Raw genomic sequence first — 26371 nt, forward strand, 5'->3', positions numbered from 1 at the left:
CAGAATATATGGGACAAAAGATTATTTTTTAGTCATATATTCTATAAGATTGATTAATCTTGAGGAATACCCTATTTCGTTGTCATACCAACCCACAATTTTTACCATTTTATCAATAACAGAAGTGAGTTGGGCATCAAATAAACAAGAATTTTTGTTGCCAATAATATCTACAGAAACGATTGGGTCTTCTGTATAATCTAGAATGTCTTTTAAATACGTTTCCGATGCTTTTTTAAACGCAGCGTTGATTTCTTCTATAGTAACCTCTTTTTTAACATTAACGGTGATGTCAGTTAAAGAGCCATCTGGAACTGGAACACGAATGCCACAACCACCAATTTTACCATCCAATTCTGGGAAAATTTTAGTAAGGGCTTTTGCGGCACCTGTTGTAGTAGGTACAATAGATTGTGAAGCACCTCTTGCTCGTCTTAGGTCTTTATGAGGTTGGTCGTGAAGACTTTGGTCGGTAGTGTAAGAATGTACTGTTGTAATATAAGCTTGTTCAATTTCGCACAGTTCTTGAAGCACTTTTATCATGGGTGCTGCATTATTTGTGGTACAGCTAGCATTGGAAACAATGCGTTCAGAATGATCTAAAATAGTTTCATTTACTCCTAAAACAACCGTTTTTATGGAATCATCTTCTGGTGGAACGGATAAAATTACTTTTTGAGCTCCTGCCAAAATATGAGGGTAAAGGGTGTCCCAAGTTTTAAATTTACCTGTAGATTCAATAACAAAATCGATGTCTAAAGATTTCCAATCTAAATTTTTAATCTCTTTCTCGTGAAAAAATAAATATTCTTTTTCATTAATAAGAATAGCACTGTCATTATAACTTATTTTTTCTTGTAAAACGCCATGAATACTGTCATATTTAATCAAATGACTCATGGTTTTGTTGTCTGCAATGTCGTTAATAGCAACGACTTCTATATTAGGATGGTTTAATAGTAATCGGAAAACATTTCTGCCAATTCTTCCGAAACCATTAATTGCAATTTTTGTTTTTTTCATGGGGGAAAATTAGACTACAAAAGTAAGTAATTTATTATATTTGTTGATGAGCATTACGATTTAATTTAATGTTCTTTCCAACTTAATTTACAGTAATAATGATGAATAATCAAAGTAAGAAAAAGTATGTTTTAGTTTGTTTTTTATTGGCAACAATGGCAATGTTTTCACAAACCAAAACAAAAAAAGTAAACTCTAAAATAGAAAAAGTTATTGTTTTTTCTCAAGGTGCTCAAGTAAGTAGAAGTGCAAATGCAACTTTTGATTCGGGTAAAACCGAACTTGTTTTTCAAGGAATTTCACCTAAAATCGACAAGCAAAGTTTGCAAGTAAAAGGAAAAGGACGTTTTACAATATTATCTGTAATTCATCAAAATAATTTTCTTAACACGCAACAACATAGAGCAGAAATAAGCAAATTAGAAACTGAAAAAAAAGAATGGGAGTTAAAAAAGACAACAGAAACAAATATTCTTTCTATTCTTAAAAATGAAGAAGGGATTTTATCTAAAAACCAAGTTGTTGGAGGGACTAATTCGGGATTAAAAACTACTGATTTAAGAGAAGCAGTTGAATTTCATAGGCAACGTTTGATTGATTTAGTGAAGCAAAAAACCGAAATTGAGCAAAAAATAATGGGTATTGATACGACCTTAGTTAAATTGGACAAACAATTAAAAGCCTTAAATCAATCTGATGAAAATGCAACAAGTGACATTGTAGTAACTGTATCTGCAACAAATGCAGTTGCAAATGCTTCTTTCGATATTGATTATTATGTATTAGATGCAGGCTGGTATTCCAATTATGATTTAAGGGTTGAAGATGTAAACAGTCCTATAAATTTATTGCTTAAAGCCAATATTTTTCAGTCTTCTGGCGAAGATTGGAAAGATGTAAATATGTCTATTTCTAGTGGAAACCCTACAGAAAGTGGTGTTGCACCTACGATTACTCCTTGGTATTTGGATTTAAATCAAAGAAGAAAACAAAGCACGGTCCAAACTTTTGGACAATTAGTAGGGAACACGATTTCTGGAACCGTTTCAGATTATATAGGTCCTTTGGCTGGTGCTAATGTGGTTGTGAGAGGAACTTCAATAGGTACAACTACCGATTTTAATGGAAATTATACCCTAAAAGTACCTAGCGTAAATAGTGAATTAGTTTTTACGTATGTTGGAATGGAAGAAAAAATAGTTCCTGCAAATAGTAATGTTATTAATGTGGTTTTGGATCAAAGTGTTGCTTTATTAGAAGCAGTAGTTGTAACGGGTTATTCTTCTAGAAGATCAAGAAAAAAATATAAGGAAGAAGATTCTAGTATTCCCATGGAAACAACAGTGGCTTATCAACCAACTACTATTTCTTATGAAATCAAAGATCCATATACCGTTTTAAGTGATGGAAAAGTATATACAGCTGAAATAAAAACGTTTAATTTGCCAGCGAAGTATCAATATTTGAGTATACCAAAATTAGACGCAAGTGCTTATTTAACTGCCAAAATAACCGATTGGCAAGATTTAAATTTGTTTGATGGTGAATTAAATTTATTTTTTGAAGGTGCTTATTTAGGGAAATCTTTGTTAGACTTACAAAATGCATCTGATACTTTAGAAGTTTCCTTAGGAAAAGACAAAGGAATTAGTGTTTCGAGAAAGCAATTGAAAGAATTTAAGGCGAAACAATTTTTAAGTAGCTATAAAACAGAAAGTAGAGCTTTCGAAATTTCAATTAAAAACAATAAACCGTATCCTATTGATATTGTTGTGATGGATCAATTGCCAATAAGTAATACTAAAGAAATTACCGTTCAAGAAGAAGAATACAAAGAAGGAACTTTAGCTGAGGAAACAAAAATTATTACTTGGAAAGTAGAGTTGCCCTCTAAAAATGAAAAGAAACTTACTATAAAATATAAAGTAAAAAGTCCTAAAAACGCTTCCCTAATTTTGGATTAAAGATTTCATAAAATAAAAAAGCCTTCGAATTAAGAAGGCTTTTTTATATAAGTAAGGCTTAAAATATTAATGAATGTGTTTTTCAGCATGGTAAGAAGAACGAACAAGCGCTCCACTTTCGACATGTCTAAAACCTAATTCTTTACCAATTTTCTCGTATTTTTCAAATTGTTCTGGTTTGATAAATTCTTTTACAGGTAAATGTTTTTTACTGGGCTGCAAATATTGTCCAATGGTTACAATGTCTACATTTGCATCTTTTAAATCATGTAAAGTTTGAATGACTTCTTCTTCAGTTTCTCCTAAACCTAACATGATTCCCGATTTGGTTCTTTTGATACCTTGTTGTTTTAAATAACGAAGTACTTCCAAACTTCTTTCGTATTTCGCTTGAATACGTACTTCACGTGTCAATCGTTTTACCGTTTCCATATTGTGAGAAACGACTTCTGGAGCAACAGCTATAATACGATCTAAATTTCTTTCGTTTCCTTGAAAATCAGGAATTAAAGTTTCTAAAGTCGTATTCGGATTCATTCTGCGAATGGCTTTCACCGTTTCCGCCCAAATGATAGATCCCATATCTTTAATATCGTCTCGATCTACACTCGTTATAACGGCGTGTTTAATTTTCATTAATTTGATTGAGCGTGCTACTTTTTCAGGTTCGTCCCAATCTACTGTTTCTGGTCGTCCTGTTTTCACCCCACAAAAACCACAAGAACGCGTACATACATTCCCTAAGATCATAAATGTAGCTGTACCTTCTCCCCAACATTCACCCATATTAGGACAACTACCAGAGGTACAAATTGTGTTTAATTTATATTTATCTACTAAGCTTCTTAATTCTGTATATTTTTTTCCAGTAGGTAATTTTACACGTAACCATTTTGGTTTGGGTTCCTTTGGTGGAAAAACATTATTTAATACCGATTCCATTCTAATCAATTTGAACTACAAAGATAAAAAGAAGTTAGAAGTTAGAAGTTAGAAATTAGAAAAATTACAAACTTTATGAAATTGTTAGGATTTGTTATTGTTTTTAAACCTAACGACAAAGTAACAATGTATTACTCCACAAAGTCCAAATCGGTATTGTGTGTTTCTGGAATCGTTAAGGTAGCATAAATAGCCAAAATAAAAACCACAAGACCTACAATGGCAGCGGCTAAAACAACACCATTAGAAACCTTTAAATAATTAAAGCTAATCAACATAACTGGAAGTAGGCCTCTTACCATATTTGGTATTGTAGTGGCAGCCGTACTTCTTATGTTAGTGCCAAATTGTTCGGCACCTACAGTCACAAACATTGCCCAATAACCTGTGCCTAAACCAAGCCAAGCACAGTAGAAATAATACATGTTTTCTGTTTTGGTTCCTCCAAAAAGCATGAGACAAACACCTACAAGGGTAAAAAGCATCATGTAAAAAATAGCTTTTTTTCTAGAATGTAACCAATGTGAAATAAAACCACTAGCAAAATCTCCAACAGAAATACCGATATAGGTCCACATAATAGCTTTTCCTGGGTTGATGTTTTCGATTCCAAAAGCTGGAGCGAATTGATTTCCCATTACGGCTAAAATCCCTACACAAAACCATGTGGGAAGTCCGATGGCGATACACTTTAAATATTTTACAAAACGACTTGTATTGGTTACAAATAATAAAATATTCCCTTTTTGAATGGTTTCTGATTTTTTGATGTCTTTATATATACCAGATTCAACTACTCCTACACGAAGAAATAGAAGAAGCAACCCTAAACCGCCTCCTACAAAATAGGCAATGGTCCAATCTCCAGCAAGTTCTACGGTTAATTGAGCTACAACCGCTCCTAATAATCCAAAACCCGCTACAATAGAGGTGCCAATAGCTCTTAATTCTTTCGGTAAAGATTCTGAAACCAAAGTAATTCCAGCGCCTAGTTCACCTGCTAAGCCTATTCCAGCAACAAAACGCAATAAAGCATATATTGTTATTAAGTTATCTTTAGGAAAATAGGGTAAAAAACCGCAGGCAATATTCGCTAATGAATACACTAAAATGGATCCAAAAAGCACTGATAATCTTCCTTTTTTATCTCCGAAAATTCCCCAAATAATACCTCCTATTAATAAGCCAACCATTTGGTAATTTAAAATCGTTGAACCTGCTACATTGGCATCTAATCCTAACGCTTCTAAGCTAGGAACCCTTACAATTCCAAATAATAATAAATCATAAATGTCTACAAAATAGCCTAAAGCAGCTACAATTACGGGAAGTGAAAATAAATGTTTTAGCTTCTGAGAAGTGGTAAAATCTTGCATAACATGCTATGTTGGTTGGTTGCCAAATATAGAAAAGTTATTTTGTTTTTTTCTTCTCTTTTTTAGTAATAATTTCAGCTAATAATTTTTTGGCACGAAGTAGTTTTATTTTGATATTATTTAGTGGTTCCTCCAAAGTTTCTGCCATATCTTGATAACTCATTTCTTGAAAATAACGCAATTGAATCACTTCTTGATAAGCTGGCTTTAATTTTTTGATGTAACTCAATAATTGAGAAAGATTTTGTTCGGTAATAATTTCGTCTTCAATAGAAGGAGTGTCATCTACTACATTAAAAGCTCGATCATCGTCTTCATCTGATATATCAATAAATAATGAAGATTTTTTCTTACGAAGCATGTCGATGTGTACATTTTTTGCAATTGTAATTAACCAAGTATTAAATCCAAATTCAGGATTGTAACTTGCAATTTTATCGAATGCTTTAGCAAAGGTTTCAATGGTGATGTCGTCTGTATCTGTTTCGTTTTCTGTTCTTTTTAGCATAAAGCCATAGACTTCATTCCAAAAAAAATCCAACAGAAAGGTAAAAGCTACTTGATCGCCAGTTTTAGCAAGTTCAATGTTTTTTTGAATAATTTCAGAATTTATTTCCAATGTACTGGTTTTGAAAAAAGATTAGTAAAAAAAACATTCAGTTGTGTGAAGATAAGTATTATTTCTATAATAGGATACCAAATCAAAGTGTCTTTTTCATCTAACTTTCCAGCAGCATAACCTAAACTTATCCATGTGAAAAGATATCTAAAAAATAGTAAACCTAATACCAGTAACCATTCTTGTTGGAAAGCCAGTAAAATAATTGTAAGTAAAACAAAAAATAACTGGGTAAAGTAAAAAAGACCCAATTGAAAGCGGTCAAAAGTGGTGTACATTTTTGCGGTTGACACATGTCTTCTTTTTTGATTGAACCAAGTAGAGAATGTTTTTTTGGGTTCTGAATAAGTAAAACTTTCTGGAGTGAAACAAATAGCAGTATTAGAACTATTGCTTACTTGATTAACAAATAAGTCATCATCACCAGAACGAATTTTCATGTGATTTACAAAACCTCCAGAGGTTAAAAAAAGTTCTTTTTGATAGGCTAAGTTACGACCTACACCCATATAGGGTTTTCCAGTTTTTGCCCAGCCAAAATATTGTGTAGCGGTCAATAAAGTTTCAAAACGGATGATTTTGTTTAAAAAAGAATTTTTGATTTTTTCATAGGCACCGTAACCTAAAATAATTTGTTTCTTCTCTGAAAACTGGCTACTCATATGGCTAATCCAATTGCTAGAATTAGGAACGCAATCTGCATCAGTAAAGAGTAGGTTTTCGTATTTAGCTACTTTAATACCTAAAGTTAGTGCATATTTTTTATTTGCCCAAAATGTTTCGTTATTCTGAACTTTTACCACTTTTACATTAGGATATTCTTTTTCATAGGCTTCAAATAATTCTAACGTTTCATCGGTTGAGGCGTCATCAATTAAAACCACTTCGTATGTAGGATAATTTTGACTCATCAAAATGGGAAAAAACTTTTTTATGTTTTCAGACTCATTTTTAGCACAAACGATAACAGAAACAGGAGTCGCGTTAGTTTTTATTTGTTGTGCTTTAGCAAAAGAAAAACGTCCAAAAATAAATACATAATAAATAAATTGGATGCCTACAACAACTGCTAATGCAATTAGTAAGATGGTAAAAATCATAATAGAAATCTAAAATTAGGAATGCGAACTTTCTTTGCAGTCTTTCATTTCTTCAGGTGTTTTACCACAAAAGCTACAGTTTTCTCCATCAGGATTTAAAAAAGGACTCTGACTTGCGCAAGTACCTGCAAATTTACCGTCTTTTTTTCCCCAAATTTTTATTGTGATGCCAAGAATAGCAACAGCAAGAAGACCTATTGTAAGTAAAATTAATTTCATCTCTGTAAATAAAAATTAGCTGGTACAAAGATACAAAAAACAATTTTTAAAAAAGGGTTTGTTGTTTTTAATTTGTGTAATCCGAATTAGATAATGTTTACTTCGGCTTCAATTGATATTCCAAATTGTTCTAAAATTGTTTTTTGAATATTTTGAGCCACTTCTAAAATTTCTGTGCCTGTTGCGGTACCATAATTAACCAAGACTAGAGCTTGGTTTTTATGAATTCCTGCATCACCAAAGCGTTTTCCTTTAAAACCAGCTTGTTCAATAAGCCAGCCAGCGGGAACTTTTACTTCAGTTTCTGAAACTGGGTAATGAGGCATATTTGGATATTTTAATTTTACTTGCTCGTATATTTGTTTAGAAACAATTGGATTTTTAAAAAAACTCCCGCTATTTCCCAGTTCTTTTGGGTCTGGAAGTTTACTTTGTCGTATTGCGATGACCGCATTGCTTACTTCTTTTAAGGAAGGATTACTAATGTTTTGTTTAGCTAGTTCCTCTTCAATAGCTCCATAAGAAGTATTTAATTTATGATTTTTTTTGGTTAACTTAAAAGTAACTGAAGTAATAATGTATTGGTTTTTCAATTCATTTTTAAAAATGCTTTCCCTATAACCAAAAGCACAACTTTCTTTATCAAATGTAACTAATTTTTGAGTAGCAATTTCCATGGCTTCACAACAAAAAAAGGTATCTTTAATTTCTACGCCATAGGCACCAATATTTTGAATTGGGGTTGTGCCTACATTTCCAGGAATTAAGGAAAGATTTTCCAAACCTCCATAATTCTTCTCAATGCAGTATAAAACAAATTGATGCCAGTTTTCACCAGCTTGAGCTTTTACCCAAACGAAATCATCATTAGTATCTACAATTTCGATTCCTTTTAAGTCAACATGAACTACTAATTTATCTATGTTTTTAGTTAGTAACATATTACTGCCTCCTCCTAAAATGAAAATATCGTTGTGATTTTGTAAAACAGTGGCTAATTCTTCTTTGGAATGTACTGCGACAAATTGTTTTGCTAGTGCATTTATACCAAAAGTATTAAAAGGTTGTAGGGAGAAATCAGTTTCAAAAATCATAAGAGAGTTGCATTTTAATGATGTAAAAATACTAATTTATGGTTAAGTAATTAAAGATTGTAAATGCGATACGACTGATGGGTGCTTTTAATAATTTCTTCAGTACGTGCTGCATGTGTGTCAGAAATGAATATTTGTCCAAAAACCGAGTCATTCACCATAGAAACAATTTTTTCTACCCGACTTTCATCTAGTTTGTCAAAAATATCATCAAACAGTAAAATAGGTAATTCTCCACTTTGTTGTTTGATAAATTCAAATTGAGCTAATTTTAAAGCAATTAGGAAAGACTTTTGTTGTCCTTGAGAGCCAAATTTTTTAATTGGGTAACCTTCAATTTCAAAAGAAAGATCGTCTTTGTGAATACCAGCACTAGTATATTGTAAAGCTCTGTCTTTCGATAGGTTTTGGGAAAATAATTCGCTCATACTTGCTTCTGTTAACTGACTTTGGTAAACCAATTGAACCGTTTCGTTTTGATTGGTTATGATGGCATGGTATTTTTGGAAAATAGGAGTAAACTGATGGATAAAATTTTGTCTTTTCTCATAAATATTTTTTCCAATAGGTTCTAATTGTTCGTCGTAAATCGAAAGATTGTCTTTATCAAAAACTTGATTAAGAGCAAAATATTTTAGCAATGCATTTCTTTGTGCGAGTAATTTTTGATATTGAATTAATTCATTCAAATAATACTGATCTAAAGTAGAAAGTACACTGTCTAAGAACTTTCTTCGGGTTTCACTTCCTTCAATAATTAAATCTGTATCTGATGGAGAAATAATAACAAGAGGAATAAATCCAATGTGTTCCGAAAGCTTATCGTATATTTTATTATTGCGTTTGATTATTTTTTTTTGTCCTCTTTTAATACTGCACGAAATTTTTTCTTCGGTATCCTTTTTTAGAAAAACAGCATCTAATAAAAAAAAATCTTCTTCGTGTTTGATATTTTGTGTGGCTAGTGGATTGAAATAGCTTTTTCCATAAGCTAAATGATAAATGGCATCTAAAATATTGGTTTTTCCAACGCCATTTTTTCCTACAAAACAATTAATCTTACTGTCAAAATCTAAGGATTTTGAAGCGATATTTTTATAATTTAATAGTGTGAGATGTTTTAAAAACACAAGCGAAATTTCTTTTAAGTAAACAGACTACAAAAGTAATGGTAAATAAAAGATATTGGAAGTCTTTTAGATAAAAATAAAGTAAATGAGTGTAAAAATGTAAAATCTTGTTGAGTACTATTTCTTGTGCAAACTAGCAATCAAAGTGTAAGCAAATTCTGGTATTCCTAGGTTTCTTGTCTAAATATTGATTATTTTAAAATATTTTTTGTGTGTGTTTGAATAAAAATTATATTTTTGCACCTCTAATAAATGTATTATAAATGGCAACATATAACAAAAGAGGTTATAAAACACCAAAACCAAAAGAAGTTTTAGAAAACGAAAATGAATTTGATGAAGTGTTAGAATCAGGTGAAAGTACTACAGAAGAAGTATTTAATAAACTTGATGCAACGGCTTCTAGAACAGAGGAATGGGTGGCTAAAAACCAAAAAGTAATTTTAGGAATTGTTGGTGTAATTGCATTAGCTGCAGTAGGATACATATTGTTTAATAAATTTGTAGCAGAGCCAAAACAAGAACAAGCATTAAATGATATTTACCAAGCTCAGGTTTATTTTAATGAGGCATTAACCAATACACAAAATCCAGATTCTTTATTTAATTTAGCACTTAAAGGAGGAGAAGGAAAATTAGGATTAGTTAATTTAGCGGAACAATATTCAGGTTCAAAAGCAGGTAATGTAGCTAATTATTATGCAGGTATGGCTTATTTGCATATTAAAGATTTTAAAAATGCTGAAAAATACCTTTTAGAGTATGATGCGCAAGATGTAATGACGAAAGCGATTGCTTTAGGTGCATTAGGTGATGCTTATTCAGAATTAAATAAAGTTGATGAAGCTATTGCATCTTACAAAAAAGCTTCTGAAGTAGATGAAAACGATTTTACAGCACCAAAATATTTAATGAAAGCAGCTCAATTGGCATATTTAAATAATAAAAAAGCAGAAGCTCACGCGATGTTTTCTACTATCAAAGAAAAATATGAAACATCAAGAGAAGCGGTTAATATTGATGCTTTAATTGCGATGACAGAATAAGCTTATGGCTACTGAAAATAAAAACTTATCTCAATACGATAAAAACACAATCCCAAATGCGAAAGACTTTCGATTTGGGATTGTTGTTTCAGAATGGAATGATACGATTACCAATGGCCTTTTTGAAGGTGCTAAAGCAGCTTTACTGGATTGTGGTACTTTGCCAGAAAATATTATTCGTTGGGATGTTCCTGGAAGTTTCGAACTAATTTTTGGTTCAAAAAAAATGATTCAAACCCAGCATGTGGATTGTGTAATTGCAATTGGATGTGTAATTAAAGGTGAGACCATGCATTTCGAATTTGTATGCGATGGGGTAACTCAAGGAATTAAAGATTTGAATGTTTTATACGATGTGCCTACTATTTTTTGTTTGTTGACAGATAATACGATGCAACAATCAATTGATAGAAGTGGTGGAAAACACGGTAATAAAGGTACAGAAGCCGCTATCGCCGCCATAAAAATGGTCGATTTAAATAGAAAATAAAAAAGGTTACCCTACTTGATTAAATCCCGAATTTTTCGGGATTTTTTGTTAACAAAAAATTCAGACAAAAAAGCGTAAAAATCCGTAAATTTGAAAAAAATAATTACGCATGATTAAATTTGGAAGAGGTCAATTCAAATTGCCTAAAAATAAAAAGTTTAACTATACGCCTCGTCACTATGAAGGAAAAAAAATCGATAATTTATACGATTTTGATTCTATTATAAAAAAGGATAGAGATGCTGTTAGTTATAACGATTTGAGGGCGCATTGGAGTGAAGCAAGAGCAAATAGCAGAAACAGAGGGAATAGGCAATTTAATCTAAGAATTTTAATTATAGTTTTAGTTTTATTATTGCTTTTTATGTATATAATAGATTTTGATTTGTCTATTTTTAAAAAACAATAAATGTCTAGTATTATTCAGTTATTACCCGATCATGTTGCCAACCAAATTGCTGCAGGAGAGGTAGTTCAACGACCTGCTTCTGTAGTTAAAGAACTACTTGAAAATGCCATTGATGCGAAGGCAACAGATATAAAATTAATTGTTAAAGACGCCGGTAAAACATTAATCCAAGTTATCGATAACGGTATTGGAATGAGTGTAACCGATGCGCGTTTGTGCTTTGAACGTCATGCGACTTCTAAAATACGTCATGCAGAAGATTTATTTGATTTACATACCAAAGGTTTTCGTGGTGAAGCCTTAGCTTCTATTGCAGCTATTGCTCATGTTGAATTAAAAACCAAGCAGGATCAAGAAGAATTAGGACACCATATTATTATTGAAGGAAGTAAGTTTGTGTCGCAAGAAGTTGCTGTTTTGCCTAAAGGAACTTCTTTCTTAGTTAAAAATTTATTTTTTAATATTCCTGCGCGACGCAATTTCTTAAAATCTGAAACGGTAGAGATGAAACACATTATGGATGAGTTTCAAAGAGTAGCTTTGGCACATCCATCCATTTATTTTACCCTAATTCATAACGGTTCTGAGAATTATAATTTACCTTCTTCAAATTACAGACAACGTATTGTAAATATATTAGGAGGTCGTACCAATGAGAAGTTGGTTCCCGTTTCAGAAGATACTGAAATAGTAACAATTAGTGGCTTTGTTGGTAAACCAGAATATGCCAAAAAGAGTAGGAGTGAACAATTCTTTTTTGTGAACGATCGCTTTATTAAAAGTGGTTATTTGCACCATGCTATTATGAGTGCTTATGATGGATTGCTTAAAGAAGGCAACCAGCCGAGTTATTTCTTATATTTAAAAGTTCCGCCACATACGATTGATATTAATATTCATCCCACCAAAACAGAAATCAAGTTTGATGACGAACAAGCCTTGTATGCTATTTTGCGTTCTTCGGTTAAACACAGTTTAGGTCAATTTAATGTGGCCCCAGTTTTAGATTTTGAGAGAGATCCAAATCTAGACACACCTTATGCGTATAAAGATAAAAGTTCGGATGTGCCTTTAATTCAGGTGGATGCTAATTTTAACCCTTTTCTAGACGAAAAGCCTGTTAAAAACAGTAGCAATTCCTATGCTTCTAGTGGGAATTATGCTAAAAAGGAAACGGCTCATTCTTGGGAAAGTTTGTATGTAGATTTACGTCAGGACACTAAAGAAGTGGAGAGTCTTTCTTTTGAAAGTGAAGAAGTAACGGGTTCTTTTTTTGAAAGTAAAGAAGTGGAAATAACTCCTTCAAGAACCTATCAAATTCACAAAAAATATATTGTAAGTTCGATTAAGTCGGGTATGCTTGTTATTGATCAAAATAAAGCACATCAACGTGTCTTGTACGAACAATTTTTAAGTAATATTACATTGAAAAAGGCTTCTAGCCAACAATTATTATTTCCTTTAGAATTGCACTTTACAAATGAAGAGATGTTTCTTATACAGGAATTAATTCCTTCTTTGGAGAATACTGGTTTTATTTTTGACGGCATTCAAAAAAACAGTATTCATATTTCTGGAATACCCGTATCTATTCAAGAAAGTGAAGTGAGTATTTTGTTAGAAGAATTAATCAATGGATTACAAAATAATGTGCCAGAGAGTAACTTTTGTTTGAACGACGGTATTGCTAAAACAATGGCAAAAAGTGTAGCTGTAAAAACGGGAACCTATTTAACAGAGTTGGAACAAGAAAATTTGGTAAATGCTTTATTTGCTTGTAAAGACCCTAATGTTTCCCCATTTAATAAACCAACCTTTATTACGCTTAGTGTAGAGGATTTAGATAAAAAATTCGCGTTATGATGAGAATGACAGAAATGGTTAAGCATTTGTTAATCATTAATATTATATTTTTTATTGGAACCTATTTAGTTCCTAACTCTTTCAATTTAATGGCTTTGCATTATTTTGAAAATGAACAATTTCGTTTTTGGCAACCTTTAACGCATATGTTCATGCATGGTGGGATTGCACATATTTTATTCAATATGTTTGCTTTGGTTTCTTTTGGTAGTGCTTTAGAACATTTATGGGGAGGCAAGAAGTTTTTGTTCTTTTATTTTTCTTGTGGAATTGGTGCTTTTTTATTGCACACTGTTGTTAATTATATTTTTTTTCATCATGGCATGAGTATTTTAGTTGATAATGGTATTGATAAAAGTCAAATCTTTGGAATTCTTAATGAAGGTAAATATAATACAGATTGGAGTCAATACTTATCGAGTGGTTCTTTAGATAGAATGTTGTCAGCCTTCTTTACACCCGTTGTTGGAGCTTCTGGAGCCATTTATGGTTTGTTAGTTGCTTTTGCGTATTTGTATCCTAATGCAGAATTGGCCTTAATGTTTATACCCGTTCCTGTAAAGGCAAAATATTTTGTGCCTATAATAATTATTGGCTTTGACGTTTGTTATGGAATCATTGGAGGTTATCTAGGAATTTCAAATAGTAATTTTGGACATTATGCGCATGTTGGTGGAGCATTAACGGGACTGATAATGGTTTGGTATTGGAAAAAGAATCAATTTAATAAAAATCGTTGGGATAGATAAAAAGTAGTATGAATATTCTAGAAGATTTAAAATTACAGTATAAAATGGGTGGTATCGTTCAGCGGTTGATCTTCTGGAATGTAGGCCTGTTTATACTTTCATTCGTTTTCTTCTCTTTTGAAATAAGAAAATTTTTATATCCCGATTGGTTGGCGCTATATTCTAGCTCAAGCCATTTTGTAACCAAACCATGGACGTTGTTTACGTATATGTTTTTGCATGATGGTTTCTTGCATTTATTGTTTAACATGTTGGTCTTGCATTTTTCAGGAAGATTGTTTTTAACCTATTTCACAGGAAGGCAATTATTAGGATTATATGTGTTAGGAGGAATTTTTGCAGGATTCGTATTTATAGTTTCCTATTATTTTTTAGGAATGAACTCAGCTTTAGTAGGTGCTAGTGGTGCCATAATGGCAATTTTGATAGCTACTGCTACTTATGCTCCATATATGTTATTACGAATTCCTTTAATTGGAACTGTTAAATTATGGCAAGTTACTTTTGTAATTGTGCTATTGGATTTAATTCAGTTGCCTTTGAATAATACAGGTGGCCATGTAGCGCATTTAGGAGGTGCTTTATTTGGTTTTATATATGTTAAATTACTTCAAAATGGTACTGATTTATCAAAAGGAATTTCTAAATTACAAGATGGAATAGAAAATCTTTTTTCTCCCAAAAAGAAAACACCATTTAAAAAAGTACATAAAAACACCTATCAAAAGACTACTTTTACTAAAACTACTCAAGAAAAAGATATCAATCAGAAAAAGATAGATGATATTTTGGATAAAATTAGTAAATCAGGTTATGATAGTTTAAGCAAAGAAGAAAAGGAATTTTTATTTAAAGTGGGTAAATAATTGAAAAGAGAATCATTAATAAGCAGAATCGCCTTCTTTTGTAATAAAGTTTTAGCTTTGATGACCTTTCTTGCTTATATTTTACCTTTTTTAGCACCCAATTTATTTCCTTTCTTAAGTGTTTTGACGCTTTTATTGCCTCTATTTTTAGTACTGAATGCCGCTTTTTTTATCATTTGGTTGCTTCAATTGAAAAGAAAAATGTTGCTTTCTGGAATAGTGCTGTTAATTGGAATAACATTTTTAGGTAAATTATACCGTTTTAAAGAAGCTAAATTAGAAGCAGAGCCGGATGATTTTACACTTATGAGTTATAATGTACGTTTGTTTAATAAGTACGAATGGTTGCCCAATAAAAATGTCCCTAGTGATATTTCGGATGTCATTCAAGATTACAATCCAGATATTTTGTGTTTGCAAGAATTTACACCTAATGAAGATGTAAGGTTGCGAAATTTTCCTTACAAAAAAATATATTTGAAAGGGGATAAAAATAAATACGGTCAAGCTATTTTTTCTAAATACGAAATCGTAAATACTGGAAAAATAGTATTTCCAAATTCTACAAATAATGTCATTTTTGCTGATATTGTGAAAAAAGAGGATACCATACGAGTATACAGTATGCATTTACAATCGGTTAAAATTAGTACCGATATTCATGAGAAATTAGATGAAAATAAGTCCAAGTTTATTTTTAAACGAATTAGTGAAGCTTTTAAACAACAACAATTGCAATCGGAGTTGATTAAAGATCATTATTCAAGTTGTTCGTATCCCAAAATTATTTGTGGCGATATGAATAATAGTGCCTTTTCTTATGTGTATAGTAATATTAAGGGCGAAATGACCGATGCTTTTCAACAAGCAGGACAAGGTTTTGGAGAATCCTATAATTTTAAATATTATCCAGCGCGAATCGATTATGTGTTTGTTGAAGATGCTTTTATAGTGAAAGAATTTATAACAGATAATCAAGTGAAGCTTAGCGATCACTTTCCGGTTTTTACGCGATTAAAGAAAATAGAATCCGTTGCAACAAACCACTCAAAAAAGTAGTTTTTGTTTTAATAAATAGTCCTTTGCATGTCTTCCTTCATTAAAAAGTAAATCCAAAATACTTAAATTCGGAATAAAACCGTGTTTTTCATTAAAAACTTGAGTGTAAGATTCGTTTACAAAAGTGTCTTTTTTTCCATTGGCTAACGGACGAAAATCCGTATAATTTTTTGCTTCATGAAAATACTCTGTGGTTGTAGTATAAGGTAAGGTAATACCTAAACAGGCATTGATGATTTCAAATATTTCAAAATTTAAATCCATCATAAACTCGTGTTTTTTTTCAAAAACGGGACGAATATCATCTTCGAAAAACTCAAAGAAAGGTGAAGTCCTATAAGCTGCTTCTAGAGATTTAAAATGGTTTTTTTGCCAATCAAAGGCATTTTCAATTTTTACATCTTTATACTTTTGGTGTAATTCTTTACTATGCTTAACGGGGATGTTTAGCATTTGAACCCCATTCGGACTATAAATATACATGCGATTGCGATTCGTTTGCTTTTGAAAATTATCTTCTTTTTCAAAAGTTATGGTCTCCGCTTGTAATAGAGCAGCATATTGACTTATAGAAGGGAAATAGGTTGGATGTAATAAAATGTTCATTTGTGAAATAATTTTAAAAAGCAAGAGTTTATATTGTTGAAATATAAACTCTTGTAATATTTAAGGCTTATTTTTAATTAAGCTGCTTTCTCTTTTTTTCTTTTTTTATAGAAATACTCGCCTACAAAGTATAACACAAGTAAAACTAAAAAGTATTTGAAATAAGATTTGGGTTGCCCATCTCCAGATACGGTTGTAAACAATCGTTCCCAACGTATTTTATTGATTCCTTTTCCATTTGAATTCCAACTCATCCAGATGAATACCGGCTTACCTACAATATGGTCTTCTGGAGTATAACCAAAATAACGTGCATCTAATGAATTATGACGATTGTCTCCCATCATCCAGTAATAATCTTGTTTGAAGGTATATTGATTGGTTACTTGTCCGTTAATTTTAATTTGGTCGCCATTCACTTCTAAGGTGTTCCCTTCATATTCTGTGATAATAATTTTATAAAGCGGCAGTGTTTCTTTATTTAAAGTAACCGTTTTACCTGCTTCAGGAATGTAAATGGGTCCAAAATTATCTCCATTCCAATCTCTAGTTGTAGAAGGTTTACCATCTTTGAAATCTGGGAAAGTACCGTCTTCAGCACCTTCTTTAATCTGCCTTTTAGTAGAAATAATTCTAGAATCAGATTTCATTTTTTCTACTTTTTCAAAAGTCAGATTACCAAGTATATAATTGGTTGCTATCTTTAAATTTAATTTATCAAATATTTCTTGAGAAATACTTCCTCTGATTAGAGAAGTTTTCAAATCCCTGTCAACTTCTTCAATCCCATAATTGTTTATCAAAAGTTTTTTTACTTCAGGTTTATCCCAAACTTCATTATCAATTTCAAAAACGTAACCTGTTTCTGAAATATCATAGTCGTTTAATAAACCTTGAGATAGAGGCTCTTTGGTTTTAATAATATAAAAATACTGTGGTTTAGCTCGTTCTGGTAAAATAAGTTCTTTTCCATTTATAAAGACAATTCCATCTTTAATTTCTAAAGAATCTCCAGCAATACCCACACATCTTTTAACATAGTTAGTCTTTTTATCGATTGGTTTGTCAATTCTTCTATTCGAAGGATTGTACATGTTGTCTAGGGTATCTCTTGGCCAGTTAAAAACAACAATATCGTTATTTTTAATTTTCTCTAATTTAGGAAATCTAAAATAGGGTAATTGTGGTTTTTTAGAATACGACAAAGTTCCTACTAAAGGAATCGAATCGTGTACCATTGGAGCTGCAATGGGTGTCATAGGTGTTCTAGCTCCATAATTAAACTTGCTTACAAAAAGGAAATCACCTATTAATAAGGATTTTTCCAAAGAAGAAGTTGGAATTACATAAGGTTGTATAAAATAAGTATGTACAAAGGTGGCAACAATAATGGCAAATGCTAACGAACCTAAGGTATCCATAGCTTTTGTAGGAGCTTTTAAATCACGATCCGCATGATAGGTAAGTTCTTGAGTGTAGTTTACATAAAAAATATATAAGCCTAGAGTAGCCACTCCTAAAACCATATCAAGTGTAGATTTCTTACCAAAAGTTCGTAAAGTTTCTATCCAAATAATAGGAAACATAAACAAATTAATGATAGGGATGAAAAGCAACAAAGTCCACCATGTAGGCCTGTTGATGATTTTCATTAATACAATTGCATTATAAATGGGGACAAAAGCTTCCCACGCTTTTCTACCTGCTTTTGTGTATAATTTCCAAGTGCCTAAACCATGTATGACTTGTACTATTAAGATAAATAATAACCAACCTTGTACTGACATCTTTATTTTATTTAATTGTTTAAATTGTTTAAAGTTTATGAATTTAAACTTCAAAACAAGTATTCTATTTTTATCTTTCTAACTTCTAACGTAATCCTAAAACATCTTTCATTGTAAAGATGCCATTTTTTCCAATAATCCATTCTGCAGCTACAACAGCTCCTAATGCAAACCCTTCTCTAGTATGTGCTGTGTGTTTAATTTCAATCTGATCTACACTACTATCATAAAAGATACTATGTGTACCTGGTATATTTTCAATTCTTTTGGCTTCTATATGTATTTCAGAAGAAGTAGCTTCTTCTAATGTCCAGTTTGTATAATCGGTGTTTTGGATGATTCCATTCGCTAAAGAAATAGCTGTGCCGCTGGGTGCATCTAGTTTTTGTGTGTGATGAATTTCTTCCATTGATACTTGATACTGTTTTAAATTGGCCATCATTTTTGCTAAACAAGCATTCAATTCAAAAAAGATATTCACGCCTAAACTAAAATTAGAACCATAAATAAAACTTCCATTTTTAGCTTGGCACAAGGCAACTATGTCATCATATTCTTCTAACCAGCCCGTAGTTCCAGAAATAACGGGTACCTTGTTTTCAAAACAAGCCGAAATATTGGCAACAGCACTAGTAGGAATACTGAAGTCTATTGCTACATCCGCTTTTTCTAGACCAGCATAAGTATCACTTCTTCCTTTTCTTAGTACAATTTCATGACCACGTTCTAAGGCTATTTTTTCAATAACCTTACCCATTTTTCCATATCCTAAAAGTGCAATTTTCATGAAGTATATGACGTTTTTTTTAGCTTCTGTTAGCCAATGAAATGTTAAAAATTATAGGTTAATTTTAATCCTGTTTTAAAACGATAGTCAATTTCGTTTTGATATAATTCAGGTCTAATGGATAGATTTTCGTTTACGTTAAACTGAAGTAAATGAGCATCAACATTGGCATCGACTATATTTAAGATATAAATACCCGCAGTAATTAAAGCAGATAAATCTCTATTTCTTTGATGAAATTTTTGACCTCTAATAAGTCCGTCATTGGAAAGACTGCCATAAACAGGATGCTGTCCTTCTTTCGAAGTACCATCTAATCTCGCTTTGTATTCATCTCTATACTCATGGTATTTTTTGTTATTCCAAGCGTAAAAATAAATACCCGCTCCTAAACCACCATATACAATAGGAATTTTCCAGTATTTTTTATTGTAAGCTTGACCTAAACCTGGTAGTATAGCCGAATAAAAAGCTGCTTTAGCAGGAGATAATGGATTTATTTTTGAGTTTTTAGCAGTAATAGTGTCTTGAATAACTAAAGAAACTTCTTCTTGAGCCCAACAACTGTTACCAAAAAGTAAACCAAAAAAAGATATGATTAATAAGTGTTTCACTAGGAGTTAATCAATTTCAAAATACGATTAAAATCTTCTTCAGAATGAAATGGAATGGTAATTTTTCCTTTTCCATTAGAAGCTACTTTAACATCAACTTTGGTTCCAAAGAATCCAGTAAAGGCTTTTTGATCGGTTTCTGCTACTTCAAAACTATTTGCATTGGTTTTAGCTGCTTGAGGTTTTAAACTATCTTGATATTTTTTAACCAAAGCTTCTGTTTCTCTTACTGATAAGTTTTGGCTCACTACTTTGTGGTAAATAGAAGATTGTACTTCGTCGTCTTCAATAGAAATTAATGCTCTTCCATGACCCATAGAAATAAAACCATCACGCATACCTGTTTGGATAATTGGATCTAGTTTTAATAAACGTAGGTAATTGGTAATTGTAGAACGTTTTTTACCTACACGATCACTCAATTCTTCCTGAGTCAAATTAATTTCATCAATTAATCTCTGGTACGATAAAGCTACCTCAATAGGGTCTAAGTCATGACGTTGGATATTTTCCACCAATGCCATTACTAACGATTCATTGTCGTTCGCTAAACGAATGTATGCAGGAATCGTTTCTAAACCCGCTAGTTTAGAAGCACGTAATCTTCTTTCTCCAGAAATTAACTGGAATTTATTAAAATCTAATTTACGAACCGTAATCGGCTGAATAACACCTAATTCCTTGATGGAAATGGCTAATTCTTTTAAGGTTTCTTCGTTAAAATTACTTCTCGGTTGAAACGGATTTATCTCAATTGCATCTAATTCAAGCTCAATAATGCTACCTACTACTTTATCGGCTCCTTTATCTTCAACCGATTTAATATCGTTTGAAGGGTCTTTCAATAAAGCGGATAAACCTCTTCCTAGTGCTTGTTTTTTTTCTGCTTTCGCCATCTTTCTATATTACTTATTTTTCTTGATAATTTCTTCCGCTAAATTAATATAATTGGTCGCTCCTTTACTGGTTGCATCATAGTTGATAATGCTTTCACCATAACTTGGAGCTTCACTTAATTTAATATTTCTTTGAATTACGGTTTCAAAAACCATATCGTTAAAGTGCTTTTGCACTTCTTCAACTACTTGGTTCGATAAACGTAAACGAGAATCATACATTGTTAATAATAATCCTTCTATATCTAATTCTGGGTTGTGTATTTTTTGAACACTTTTAATGGTATTCAATAGTTTTCCTAAACCTTCCAAAGCAAAATATTCACATTGTATCGGAATAATAACACTATCCGCAACTGTTAATGCATTCAATGTTAGTAATCCTAATGAAGGAGCACAGTCGATAAGAATGTAATCGTATTTGTCTTTTACACTTTCAAGTGCTTTTTTCAACATATACTCACGATTTTCTTTGTCTACTAGCTCAATTTCAATAGCTACTAAGTCTATGTGTGCAGGTATAACCGAAACATTAGGAGCATTGGTAGCCATAGTCGCCTCTTCTGGAGTGTTACTATGTTCCAAAACTTGATAACTACCGATGGCAACACTTTCTACATCAATGCCTAAACCCGAACTGGCATTTGCTTGTGGATCAGCATCAATTAAAAGTACTTTCTTTTCTAAAACACCTAGTGCTGCAGCAAGATTAATAGAAGTTGTTGTTTTACCAACACCACCTTTTTGATTGGCAATTGCTATGATTTTACCCATTTGTTTTTTAAAAATTTTTGAGTCGTAAAAATACAATTATTTATGGTTTTTTCAAGCCAAATTTGTTAACAATACATTAAAGTAGGCGAAGTCCTCTATTTTAAAGAATAAATTGTAGTATTTTATTTTTTGGAGCACCACTTTTTATTTCTAACACAATCTGTCCCGTTATCCACTCTATCTTTTTTATTAGGGTAAATTACTGTAAATCTAGAAAGCCCTAATAAAAAAGGATGTCGTTTCTACCGGGGCTAAAATAGATAAACTTTTTTTAATTAAAAACACGAATGAAGCTTCTTTTGTGATTTAAAAGCAAAAAAAATATCGCATAAGAGAATCGCTACAAAAGATTTTTGTAAAGGCCTTTTAGTAAAATCCATTAGTTTCTGTTACATTTGTTTTTATAAAAAAATAAGCCATCATGAAACGTTTCTCATTCTTTTTAATACTATTATTGGTAAGCTTAACTTCTTGCAGCTCTAAAAAGGAATCTGCAGATTTAATGCTAACAAATGCTAAAATCTATACAGTTAACGACACTTTTGACATAGTAGAAGCATTGGTGGTGAAAGAGGGTAAAATTATTTTTATTGGTACAACCAAAGAGGCCAATGAACGTTTTGAAGCTAAAGATATCATTGAAGCCAATAATCAATATGTGTATCCTGGTTTCTATGATGCCCATGCCCATCTTTACAAATATGGATTGACGATGCAAACGGTGAATCTACGAGGAACAAAAAGTTATGATGAGGTAGTGGCTAAAGTGGTCGAATTTCAGCAAAGAAAAAAGGTTGCTTTTATTGAAGGTAGAGGTTGGGATCAAAACGATTGGGAAAATAAAGAGTTTCCTACACGAGCAAAATTAGATGTGTTATTTCCAGAAACACCTGTGGTTTTAACGCGAATAGATGGTCATGCTATGTTGGTAAATGGAAAGGCTCTTGATTTGGCAGGAATTACAGAAAACACAAAAGTTGATGGCGGACAAGTAGAAGTTATCAATGGGGAAACAACTGGGATTTTGGTAGACAACGCCATGGAATTAATCAAAGCCATTACACCTGAACCTAGTTTAAAAACAAAAATACAAGCGCTTAAAGAAGCTCAGGATACGGTGTTTAATTATGGAATTACAACCATTAATGAAGCAGGTTTGGATCGCGAAATTATCGAATTAATTGATAGCCTACAAAAAGCCAAAGTATTGGATTTGAATGTTTATGCCATGGCCATGGCTACCAAAGAAAACTTAGCATATTATACCCAAAAAGGAATTTATAAAACACCACAATTAAATGTACGTTCCTTCAAATTTATGGGCGATGGTGCTTTAGGTTCTAGAGGTGCTTGCTTGCATTTACCTTATTCAGATAAACCCAAACAATTTGGTGCTTTATTGTCACCAATAGAAGAAATAAAAAGAATTGCTACACAAATAGCCAATTCTGATTATCAAATGAATGCCCATGCTATTGGCGATTCTACCAATACCGTTTTATTAAAAATCTACGCTGAAGTTTTAAAAAATAAACCCAACAGAAGATGGAAAATTGAACATGCTCAAATTATGCAGGAACAAGATTTTGATTACTTCAAATTAGGAATCATTCCTTCAGTACAACCTACACATGCTACTTCCGATATGTATTGGGCGGAAGATCGAGTAGGTGAGGCACGTATTAAAAATTCCTATGCTTATAAAACGATTTTAAACAAAGCGGGTTTACTTGCTCTAGGAACTGATTTTCCTATAGAAGAAGTGAATCCCATGCTGACTTTTTATGCGGCTGTTGCTAGAAAAGACTTGAAAAATTACCCAGAAAAGGGTTTCCAAATGGAAAATGCCTTAACTAGAGAAGAAACCTTAAAAGGAATGACCATTTGGGCCGCTTATTCTAATTTTGAAGAAAAAGAAAAAGGAAGTTTAGAAATAGGAAAATGGGCCGATTTTACTATCTTCTCAAATGATATCATGACAATGCCTATCGAAAAAGTACCGTATGTAAAACCAACACAAGTTTTTGTAAAAGGGAAAGAGGTGAAGTAATTCAATTTTGAAACCTCTAAAATAAATGCACTTTTTTATATAATAGAAAATGATAATGAAAAAGAAATCAAAAGTTTTTTTCTTTACGATAGCGTCTGCTTTTTTTATAAGTTGTTCCAATAAAAGCAATGACAAATTATTCTCAAGATATGAAAATGAGTTTAATGCTAGTATAGCAGAATTTAATGCGAAAAGTTTTGTTTTTCAATATGATGGTTTAACTCCTCAGAAATCTTATTTTGTCAATTCTAAACTGAAATTTTTGCAATATCAACATGAACCAGAAAATGGGACAATAAAATCTTTAGTTTTTTTTGATTCAAATTCTGATAAAATAGAAAAGATAGTCAGAAGAAAAGTTTTTTATGAATGGGACTATAAAAGAAATGGGAATTTTTCAGATACATTGTTTGTTGTTTTATATGACAAAAGAAAAACTTACACTTATTTTGATAATAAAATGATAGATTCAAGTTTTAATAAAAAAATTTACGAAATAGATGTGGAGTTTGTTAAAAAAATGAAGCAGCTTACTGAAGTAAACTACAAGATGCCTTAAAATTAAATAAATATTAAATCTATCTATTATTTCAATCCAAATTAGTAATCTAAACCCTTCTCAACTTCTCCGCAGCAGCAACTAAAGTTTCATCGGTTTTCGCAAAACAAAAGCGCAACATCTGCTTGTCTGTCGCATCTTCATAAAATACCGAAATTGGAATGGAGGCAACACCATGATGGGTAATTAATTCTTTCGCAAAATCAGTGTCGTTTTTTGAACTGATTTTTTCATAATTAACCACTTGGAAATACGTGCCCTCACAGGGTAATAGGGTAAAACGACTGCCTTCTAAAAGGGATCGAAATAAATCTCTTTTTTGTAGATACATTTTAGCTATAGCATCAAAATCAACCATGTCTAAATAAGAAGCAATCACATGTTGGGAAAGACTACTCACGCTAAACACTAAAAACTGATGCACTTTTTTTATTTCTTGCATTAGTTTTTCTGGTGCAATCAAATAACCGATTTTCCATCCGGTTACGTGTAACGACTTTCCAAATGAGGAAGCAATTATGGCACGTTCTCTTAATTTAGGACGAGTGTTTATCGAAATATGGGGTTGTGTAAAAGAAATGTATTCATACACTTCATCACTTAAAAGTACTATTTGTGGGTGTTTTTCTAAAAGTGTTTCTAAAGCTTCAAACTCATTTTCTTTCCAAATTCTTCCCGTAGGATTGTGTGGATTGTTAAGGATAAGCATTTTGGTTTTACTAGTAATTCCGGCTTCAATACGGTTAAAATTTGGGGCATAATCTTCGTTTAATGCAATACGAACGGGTTTGCCACCCGCAACTAAAACAGAAGGTTCATAACTGTCGTAACACGGATCTAAAATAATCACTTCATCGCCGTGATCAATTAAGGCATTAATCGTAGTATAAATGCCTTGAGTGGCTCCAGCTGTAACTAAAATTTCAGTAGCAATATCTGTTTTTCGTACATATTTTTCGTAAGTAAGCAGACTAATTTTTTCTAATAAAGATGGCAGCCCAGCCATAGGTGTATATTGATGGGTGTTTTCTTGTGTCAGTTGCTTTGCTATATCTAAAAGTCTTTGGTCAACCGGAAAATTAGGGAACCCTTGGGATAAATTAATAGCTCCATGTTCATTCGCTAGTTGCGACATCACAGAGAAAATGCTTGTTGGAATGTGAGGTAGTTTTGACATGAAAATAAATTATCCTTACAAATGTAGAAGTTTTTTAATAAAAATTAGTGCGAAAATGGACTCCAATTAATTAACATTTCTATAGGCGTATCATTTCATAGAATATGTACTTTTGTGCTTCAAATTTTAAAAAATTACGTTTTGAAAAATATCGTTTTATATGTAGCTGTATGTTGTAGTTTCTATTTAGGAACTGCGCAACAAAAAGAACACACTTTAGTTTTTAAAAATAATACCGATTTTAAATCATTTTTTAGAGCTTCAAGTAATTTTTATCCTGTGGTGAGTGCACATCGAGGTGGACCAACAGTTGGGTTTCCAGAAAATTGTACGGCTACATTTGCACATACAATTTCGTATAATCCAGCCGTAATTGAAACAGACATTGCATTAACCAAAGACTCAGTTTTAGTCATGATGCACGATAATACCTTAGATAGAACTACTACAGGAACTGGAAATATCAATGCATATACCTACAAAGAATTACAAGAATTATCTTTAAAAGATACCGAAGGAAATGTTACTCCGTATAAAATTGAAACCTTAGACGAGGTGTTGCAATGGGGAAAAGATAAGGTTGTGTATACCTTAGATGTAAAAAGAGGCGTGCCTTTTAAAATGATAGTGGATGCCGTAAAGCGTAATAAAGCAGAAAATTATTCCATAATTATTACGTATAATGCTACTCAAGCTGCAGAAGTGGCTGCTTTGGCTCCAGAGATGATGCTTTCGGTTTCAGCTAGAGGTAAAGAAGATGTAGAGCGTATGGAAAATTTAGGGGTTAAAGCCGAAAATATGGTTGCTTTTGTAGGAACTACTTTTCCAAAACCAGAAACCATGCACTATATGAAAGAGAAAGGAATTGCTTGTATATCTGGAACCATGGGGAATATCGACAAAAGTGCCATTGCAAATGGAGATGCTATTTATTTAGACATTGTAAAAGCGGGTGTCATGATTATTTCTTCGGATAGACCTAATGCTGTAGCCCAACAAATGGCGCTTTATATTAAAGAAAATAACCTATCGATAAAAGGGGAATAATATACTTGATGTTTTTTTAACATCTCGTGATTTTTGGTTACAAACTGTTTAATTTTTCTTAATGTAACCGAGACTCAAATCTTTTTTTTCATGATTAGTTTTGCTCCACAAACAACAAACATTCT

General features: G+C 32.0%; 26 protein-coding genes. 11 read left to right on the forward strand and 15 right to left on the reverse strand.

Features of this window, described 5'->3' with window-relative positions; translation table 11 throughout:
* Nucleotides 1-21: 21 nt before the first annotated feature.
* Nucleotides 22-1023, reverse strand: a complete 1002-nt coding sequence (gap, locus tag NHF47_RS06635; RefSeq protein WP_252764184.1) for a type I glyceraldehyde-3-phosphate dehydrogenase — start codon at nt 1021-1023, stop codon at nt 22-24.
* A 98-nt stretch (nt 1024-1121) separates the two neighbouring features.
* On the opposite strand from gap, the gene NHF47_RS06640 reads away from it, so the two are divergent.
* Nucleotides 1122-2987: a DUF4139 domain-containing protein gene (locus NHF47_RS06640; protein ID WP_252764185.1), complete on the forward strand. Its 1866-nt coding sequence runs from the start codon at nt 1122-1124 to the stop codon at nt 2985-2987.
* A gap of 66 nt (nt 2988-3053) precedes the next feature.
* Here NHF47_RS06640 and lipA read toward each other — a convergent pair whose 3' ends face one another.
* From lipA to recF, 7 genes are all read right to left on the reverse strand, one after another.
* Complete coding sequence (lipA, locus tag NHF47_RS06645; RefSeq protein WP_252764186.1) at nt 3054-3929, reverse strand: lipoyl synthase; 876 nt, start codon at nt 3927-3929, stop codon at nt 3054-3056.
* 131 nt (nt 3930-4060) lie between these two features.
* Nucleotides 4061-5305: an MFS transporter gene (locus NHF47_RS06650; RefSeq protein WP_252764187.1), complete on the reverse strand. Its 1245-nt coding sequence runs from the start codon at nt 5303-5305 to the stop codon at nt 4061-4063.
* A 37-nt stretch (nt 5306-5342) separates the two neighbouring features.
* Nucleotides 5343-5924, reverse strand: coding sequence for an RNA polymerase sigma factor (locus NHF47_RS06655; protein ID WP_252764188.1), 582 nt, complete (start codon nt 5922-5924; stop codon nt 5343-5345).
* Complete coding sequence (locus NHF47_RS06660) at nt 5915-7024, reverse strand: glycosyltransferase (RefSeq protein WP_252764189.1); 1110 nt, start codon at nt 7022-7024, stop codon at nt 5915-5917. Before NHF47_RS06660 ends, NHF47_RS06655 begins: the two co-directional genes overlap by 10 nt.
* Nucleotides 7025-7039: 15 nt before the next feature.
* Nucleotides 7040-7243, reverse strand: a complete 204-nt coding sequence (locus NHF47_RS06665) for a membrane or secreted protein (RefSeq protein ID WP_252764190.1) — start codon at nt 7241-7243, stop codon at nt 7040-7042.
* Between the two features lie 86 nt (nt 7244-7329).
* Nucleotides 7330-8337 carry a UDP-N-acetylmuramate dehydrogenase gene (gene murB, locus NHF47_RS06670; protein WP_252764191.1) on the reverse strand — a complete coding sequence of 336 codons (1008 nt, stop codon included), beginning with the start codon at nt 8335-8337 and terminating at the stop codon, nt 7330-7332.
* 50 nt (nt 8338-8387) lie between these two features.
* A complete protein-coding gene (gene recF / locus NHF47_RS06675) occupies nt 8388-9467 on the reverse strand; it encodes a DNA replication/repair protein RecF (RefSeq protein WP_252764192.1) in 1080 nt (359 codons plus the stop codon).
* A 263-nt stretch (nt 9468-9730) separates the two neighbouring features.
* Here recF and NHF47_RS06680 point away from each other — a divergent pair, with 263 nt between their 5' ends.
* The 7 genes from NHF47_RS06680 (at nt 9731) to NHF47_RS06710 (ending at nt 15949) form a co-directional block, all read left to right on the forward strand.
* Nucleotides 9731-10513, forward strand: coding sequence for a tetratricopeptide repeat protein (locus NHF47_RS06680; RefSeq protein ID WP_252764193.1), 783 nt, complete (start codon nt 9731-9733; stop codon nt 10511-10513).
* A 4-nt stretch (nt 10514-10517) separates the two neighbouring features.
* Nucleotides 10518-11003, forward strand: coding sequence for a 6,7-dimethyl-8-ribityllumazine synthase (ribH, locus tag NHF47_RS06685; protein ID WP_252764194.1), 486 nt, complete (start codon nt 10518-10520; stop codon nt 11001-11003).
* A gap of 109 nt (nt 11004-11112) precedes the next feature.
* Entirely contained in the window at nt 11113-11412 is a 300-nt protein-coding gene (locus tag NHF47_RS06690) for a hypothetical protein (protein WP_140997602.1), read from the forward strand.
* Nucleotides 11413-13275 (forward strand): DNA mismatch repair endonuclease MutL, encoded by a 1863-nt coding sequence (mutL, locus tag NHF47_RS06695; protein ID WP_252764195.1) that lies wholly within the window; start codon nt 11413-11415, stop codon nt 13273-13275.
* A complete protein-coding gene (locus NHF47_RS06700; protein WP_252764196.1) occupies nt 13272-14024 on the forward strand; it encodes a rhomboid family intramembrane serine protease in 753 nt (250 codons plus the stop codon). The genes mutL and NHF47_RS06700 overlap by 4 nt, the downstream gene beginning before the upstream one ends.
* An 8-nt stretch (nt 14025-14032) precedes the next feature.
* Complete coding sequence (locus tag NHF47_RS06705) at nt 14033-14890, forward strand: rhomboid family intramembrane serine protease (protein WP_252764197.1); 858 nt, start codon at nt 14033-14035, stop codon at nt 14888-14890.
* Nucleotides 14891-15949 (forward strand): endonuclease/exonuclease/phosphatase family protein, encoded by a 1059-nt coding sequence (locus NHF47_RS06710; RefSeq protein WP_374670169.1) that lies wholly within the window; start codon nt 14891-14893, stop codon nt 15947-15949.
* On the opposite strand, the gene NHF47_RS06715 is transcribed toward NHF47_RS06710, so the two are convergent.
* The 6 genes from NHF47_RS06715 to NHF47_RS06740 form a co-directional block, all read right to left on the reverse strand.
* On the reverse strand, nt 15938-16555 hold the full coding sequence (locus NHF47_RS06715; RefSeq protein WP_252764199.1) for a WbqC family protein: 618 nt from the start codon (nt 16553-16555) through the stop codon (nt 15938-15940). The two genes, NHF47_RS06710 and NHF47_RS06715, sit on opposite strands and share 12 nt — an antisense overlap.
* A gap of 77 nt (nt 16556-16632) precedes the next feature.
* Entirely contained in the window at nt 16633-18342 is a 1710-nt protein-coding gene (gene lepB, locus NHF47_RS06720; RefSeq protein ID WP_252764200.1) for a signal peptidase I, read from the reverse strand.
* A gap of 85 nt (nt 18343-18427) precedes the next feature.
* Nucleotides 18428-19129: a 4-hydroxy-tetrahydrodipicolinate reductase gene (dapB, locus tag NHF47_RS06725; protein WP_252764201.1), complete on the reverse strand. Its 702-nt coding sequence runs from the start codon at nt 19127-19129 to the stop codon at nt 18428-18430.
* Nucleotides 19130-19173: 44 nt separating this feature from the next.
* Complete coding sequence (locus tag NHF47_RS06730) at nt 19174-19743, reverse strand: DUF5683 domain-containing protein (protein WP_252764202.1); 570 nt, start codon at nt 19741-19743, stop codon at nt 19174-19176.
* Entirely contained in the window at nt 19743-20639 is an 897-nt protein-coding gene (locus NHF47_RS06735; RefSeq protein WP_252764203.1) for a ParB/RepB/Spo0J family partition protein, read from the reverse strand. The genes NHF47_RS06730 and NHF47_RS06735 overlap by 1 nt, the downstream gene beginning before the upstream one ends.
* A 9-nt stretch (nt 20640-20648) precedes the next feature.
* A complete protein-coding gene (locus tag NHF47_RS06740) occupies nt 20649-21413 on the reverse strand; it encodes a ParA family protein (protein WP_140997593.1) in 765 nt (254 codons plus the stop codon).
* Nucleotides 21414-21834: 421 nt separating this feature from the next.
* Here NHF47_RS06740 and NHF47_RS06745 point away from each other — a divergent pair, with 421 nt between their 5' ends.
* Both NHF47_RS06745 and NHF47_RS06750 read left to right on the forward strand, forming a co-directional pair.
* Nucleotides 21835-23463, forward strand: a complete 1629-nt coding sequence (locus tag NHF47_RS06745) for an amidohydrolase (protein ID WP_252764204.1) — start codon at nt 21835-21837, stop codon at nt 23461-23463.
* A gap of 55 nt (nt 23464-23518) precedes the next feature.
* Complete coding sequence (locus tag NHF47_RS06750) at nt 23519-24022, forward strand: hypothetical protein (protein WP_252764205.1); 504 nt, start codon at nt 23519-23521, stop codon at nt 24020-24022.
* A 49-nt stretch (nt 24023-24071) separates the two neighbouring features.
* On the opposite strand, the gene NHF47_RS06755 is transcribed toward NHF47_RS06750, so the two are convergent.
* Nucleotides 24072-25199: a methionine aminotransferase gene (locus NHF47_RS06755; RefSeq protein WP_252764206.1), complete on the reverse strand. Its 1128-nt coding sequence runs from the start codon at nt 25197-25199 to the stop codon at nt 24072-24074.
* A gap of 141 nt (nt 25200-25340) precedes the next feature.
* Between NHF47_RS06755 and NHF47_RS06760 the strand changes: the two genes are divergently transcribed.
* Nucleotides 25341-26246 carry a glycerophosphodiester phosphodiesterase family protein gene (locus NHF47_RS06760; RefSeq protein ID WP_252764207.1) on the forward strand — a complete coding sequence of 302 codons (906 nt, stop codon included), beginning with the start codon at nt 25341-25343 and terminating at the stop codon, nt 26244-26246.
* Nucleotides 26247-26371 lie beyond the last annotated feature (125 nt).

This window comes from Flavobacterium sp. NRK F7 (assembly GCF_024054195.1).
Lineage (GTDB): Bacteria > Bacteroidota > Bacteroidia > Flavobacteriales > Flavobacteriaceae > Flavobacterium.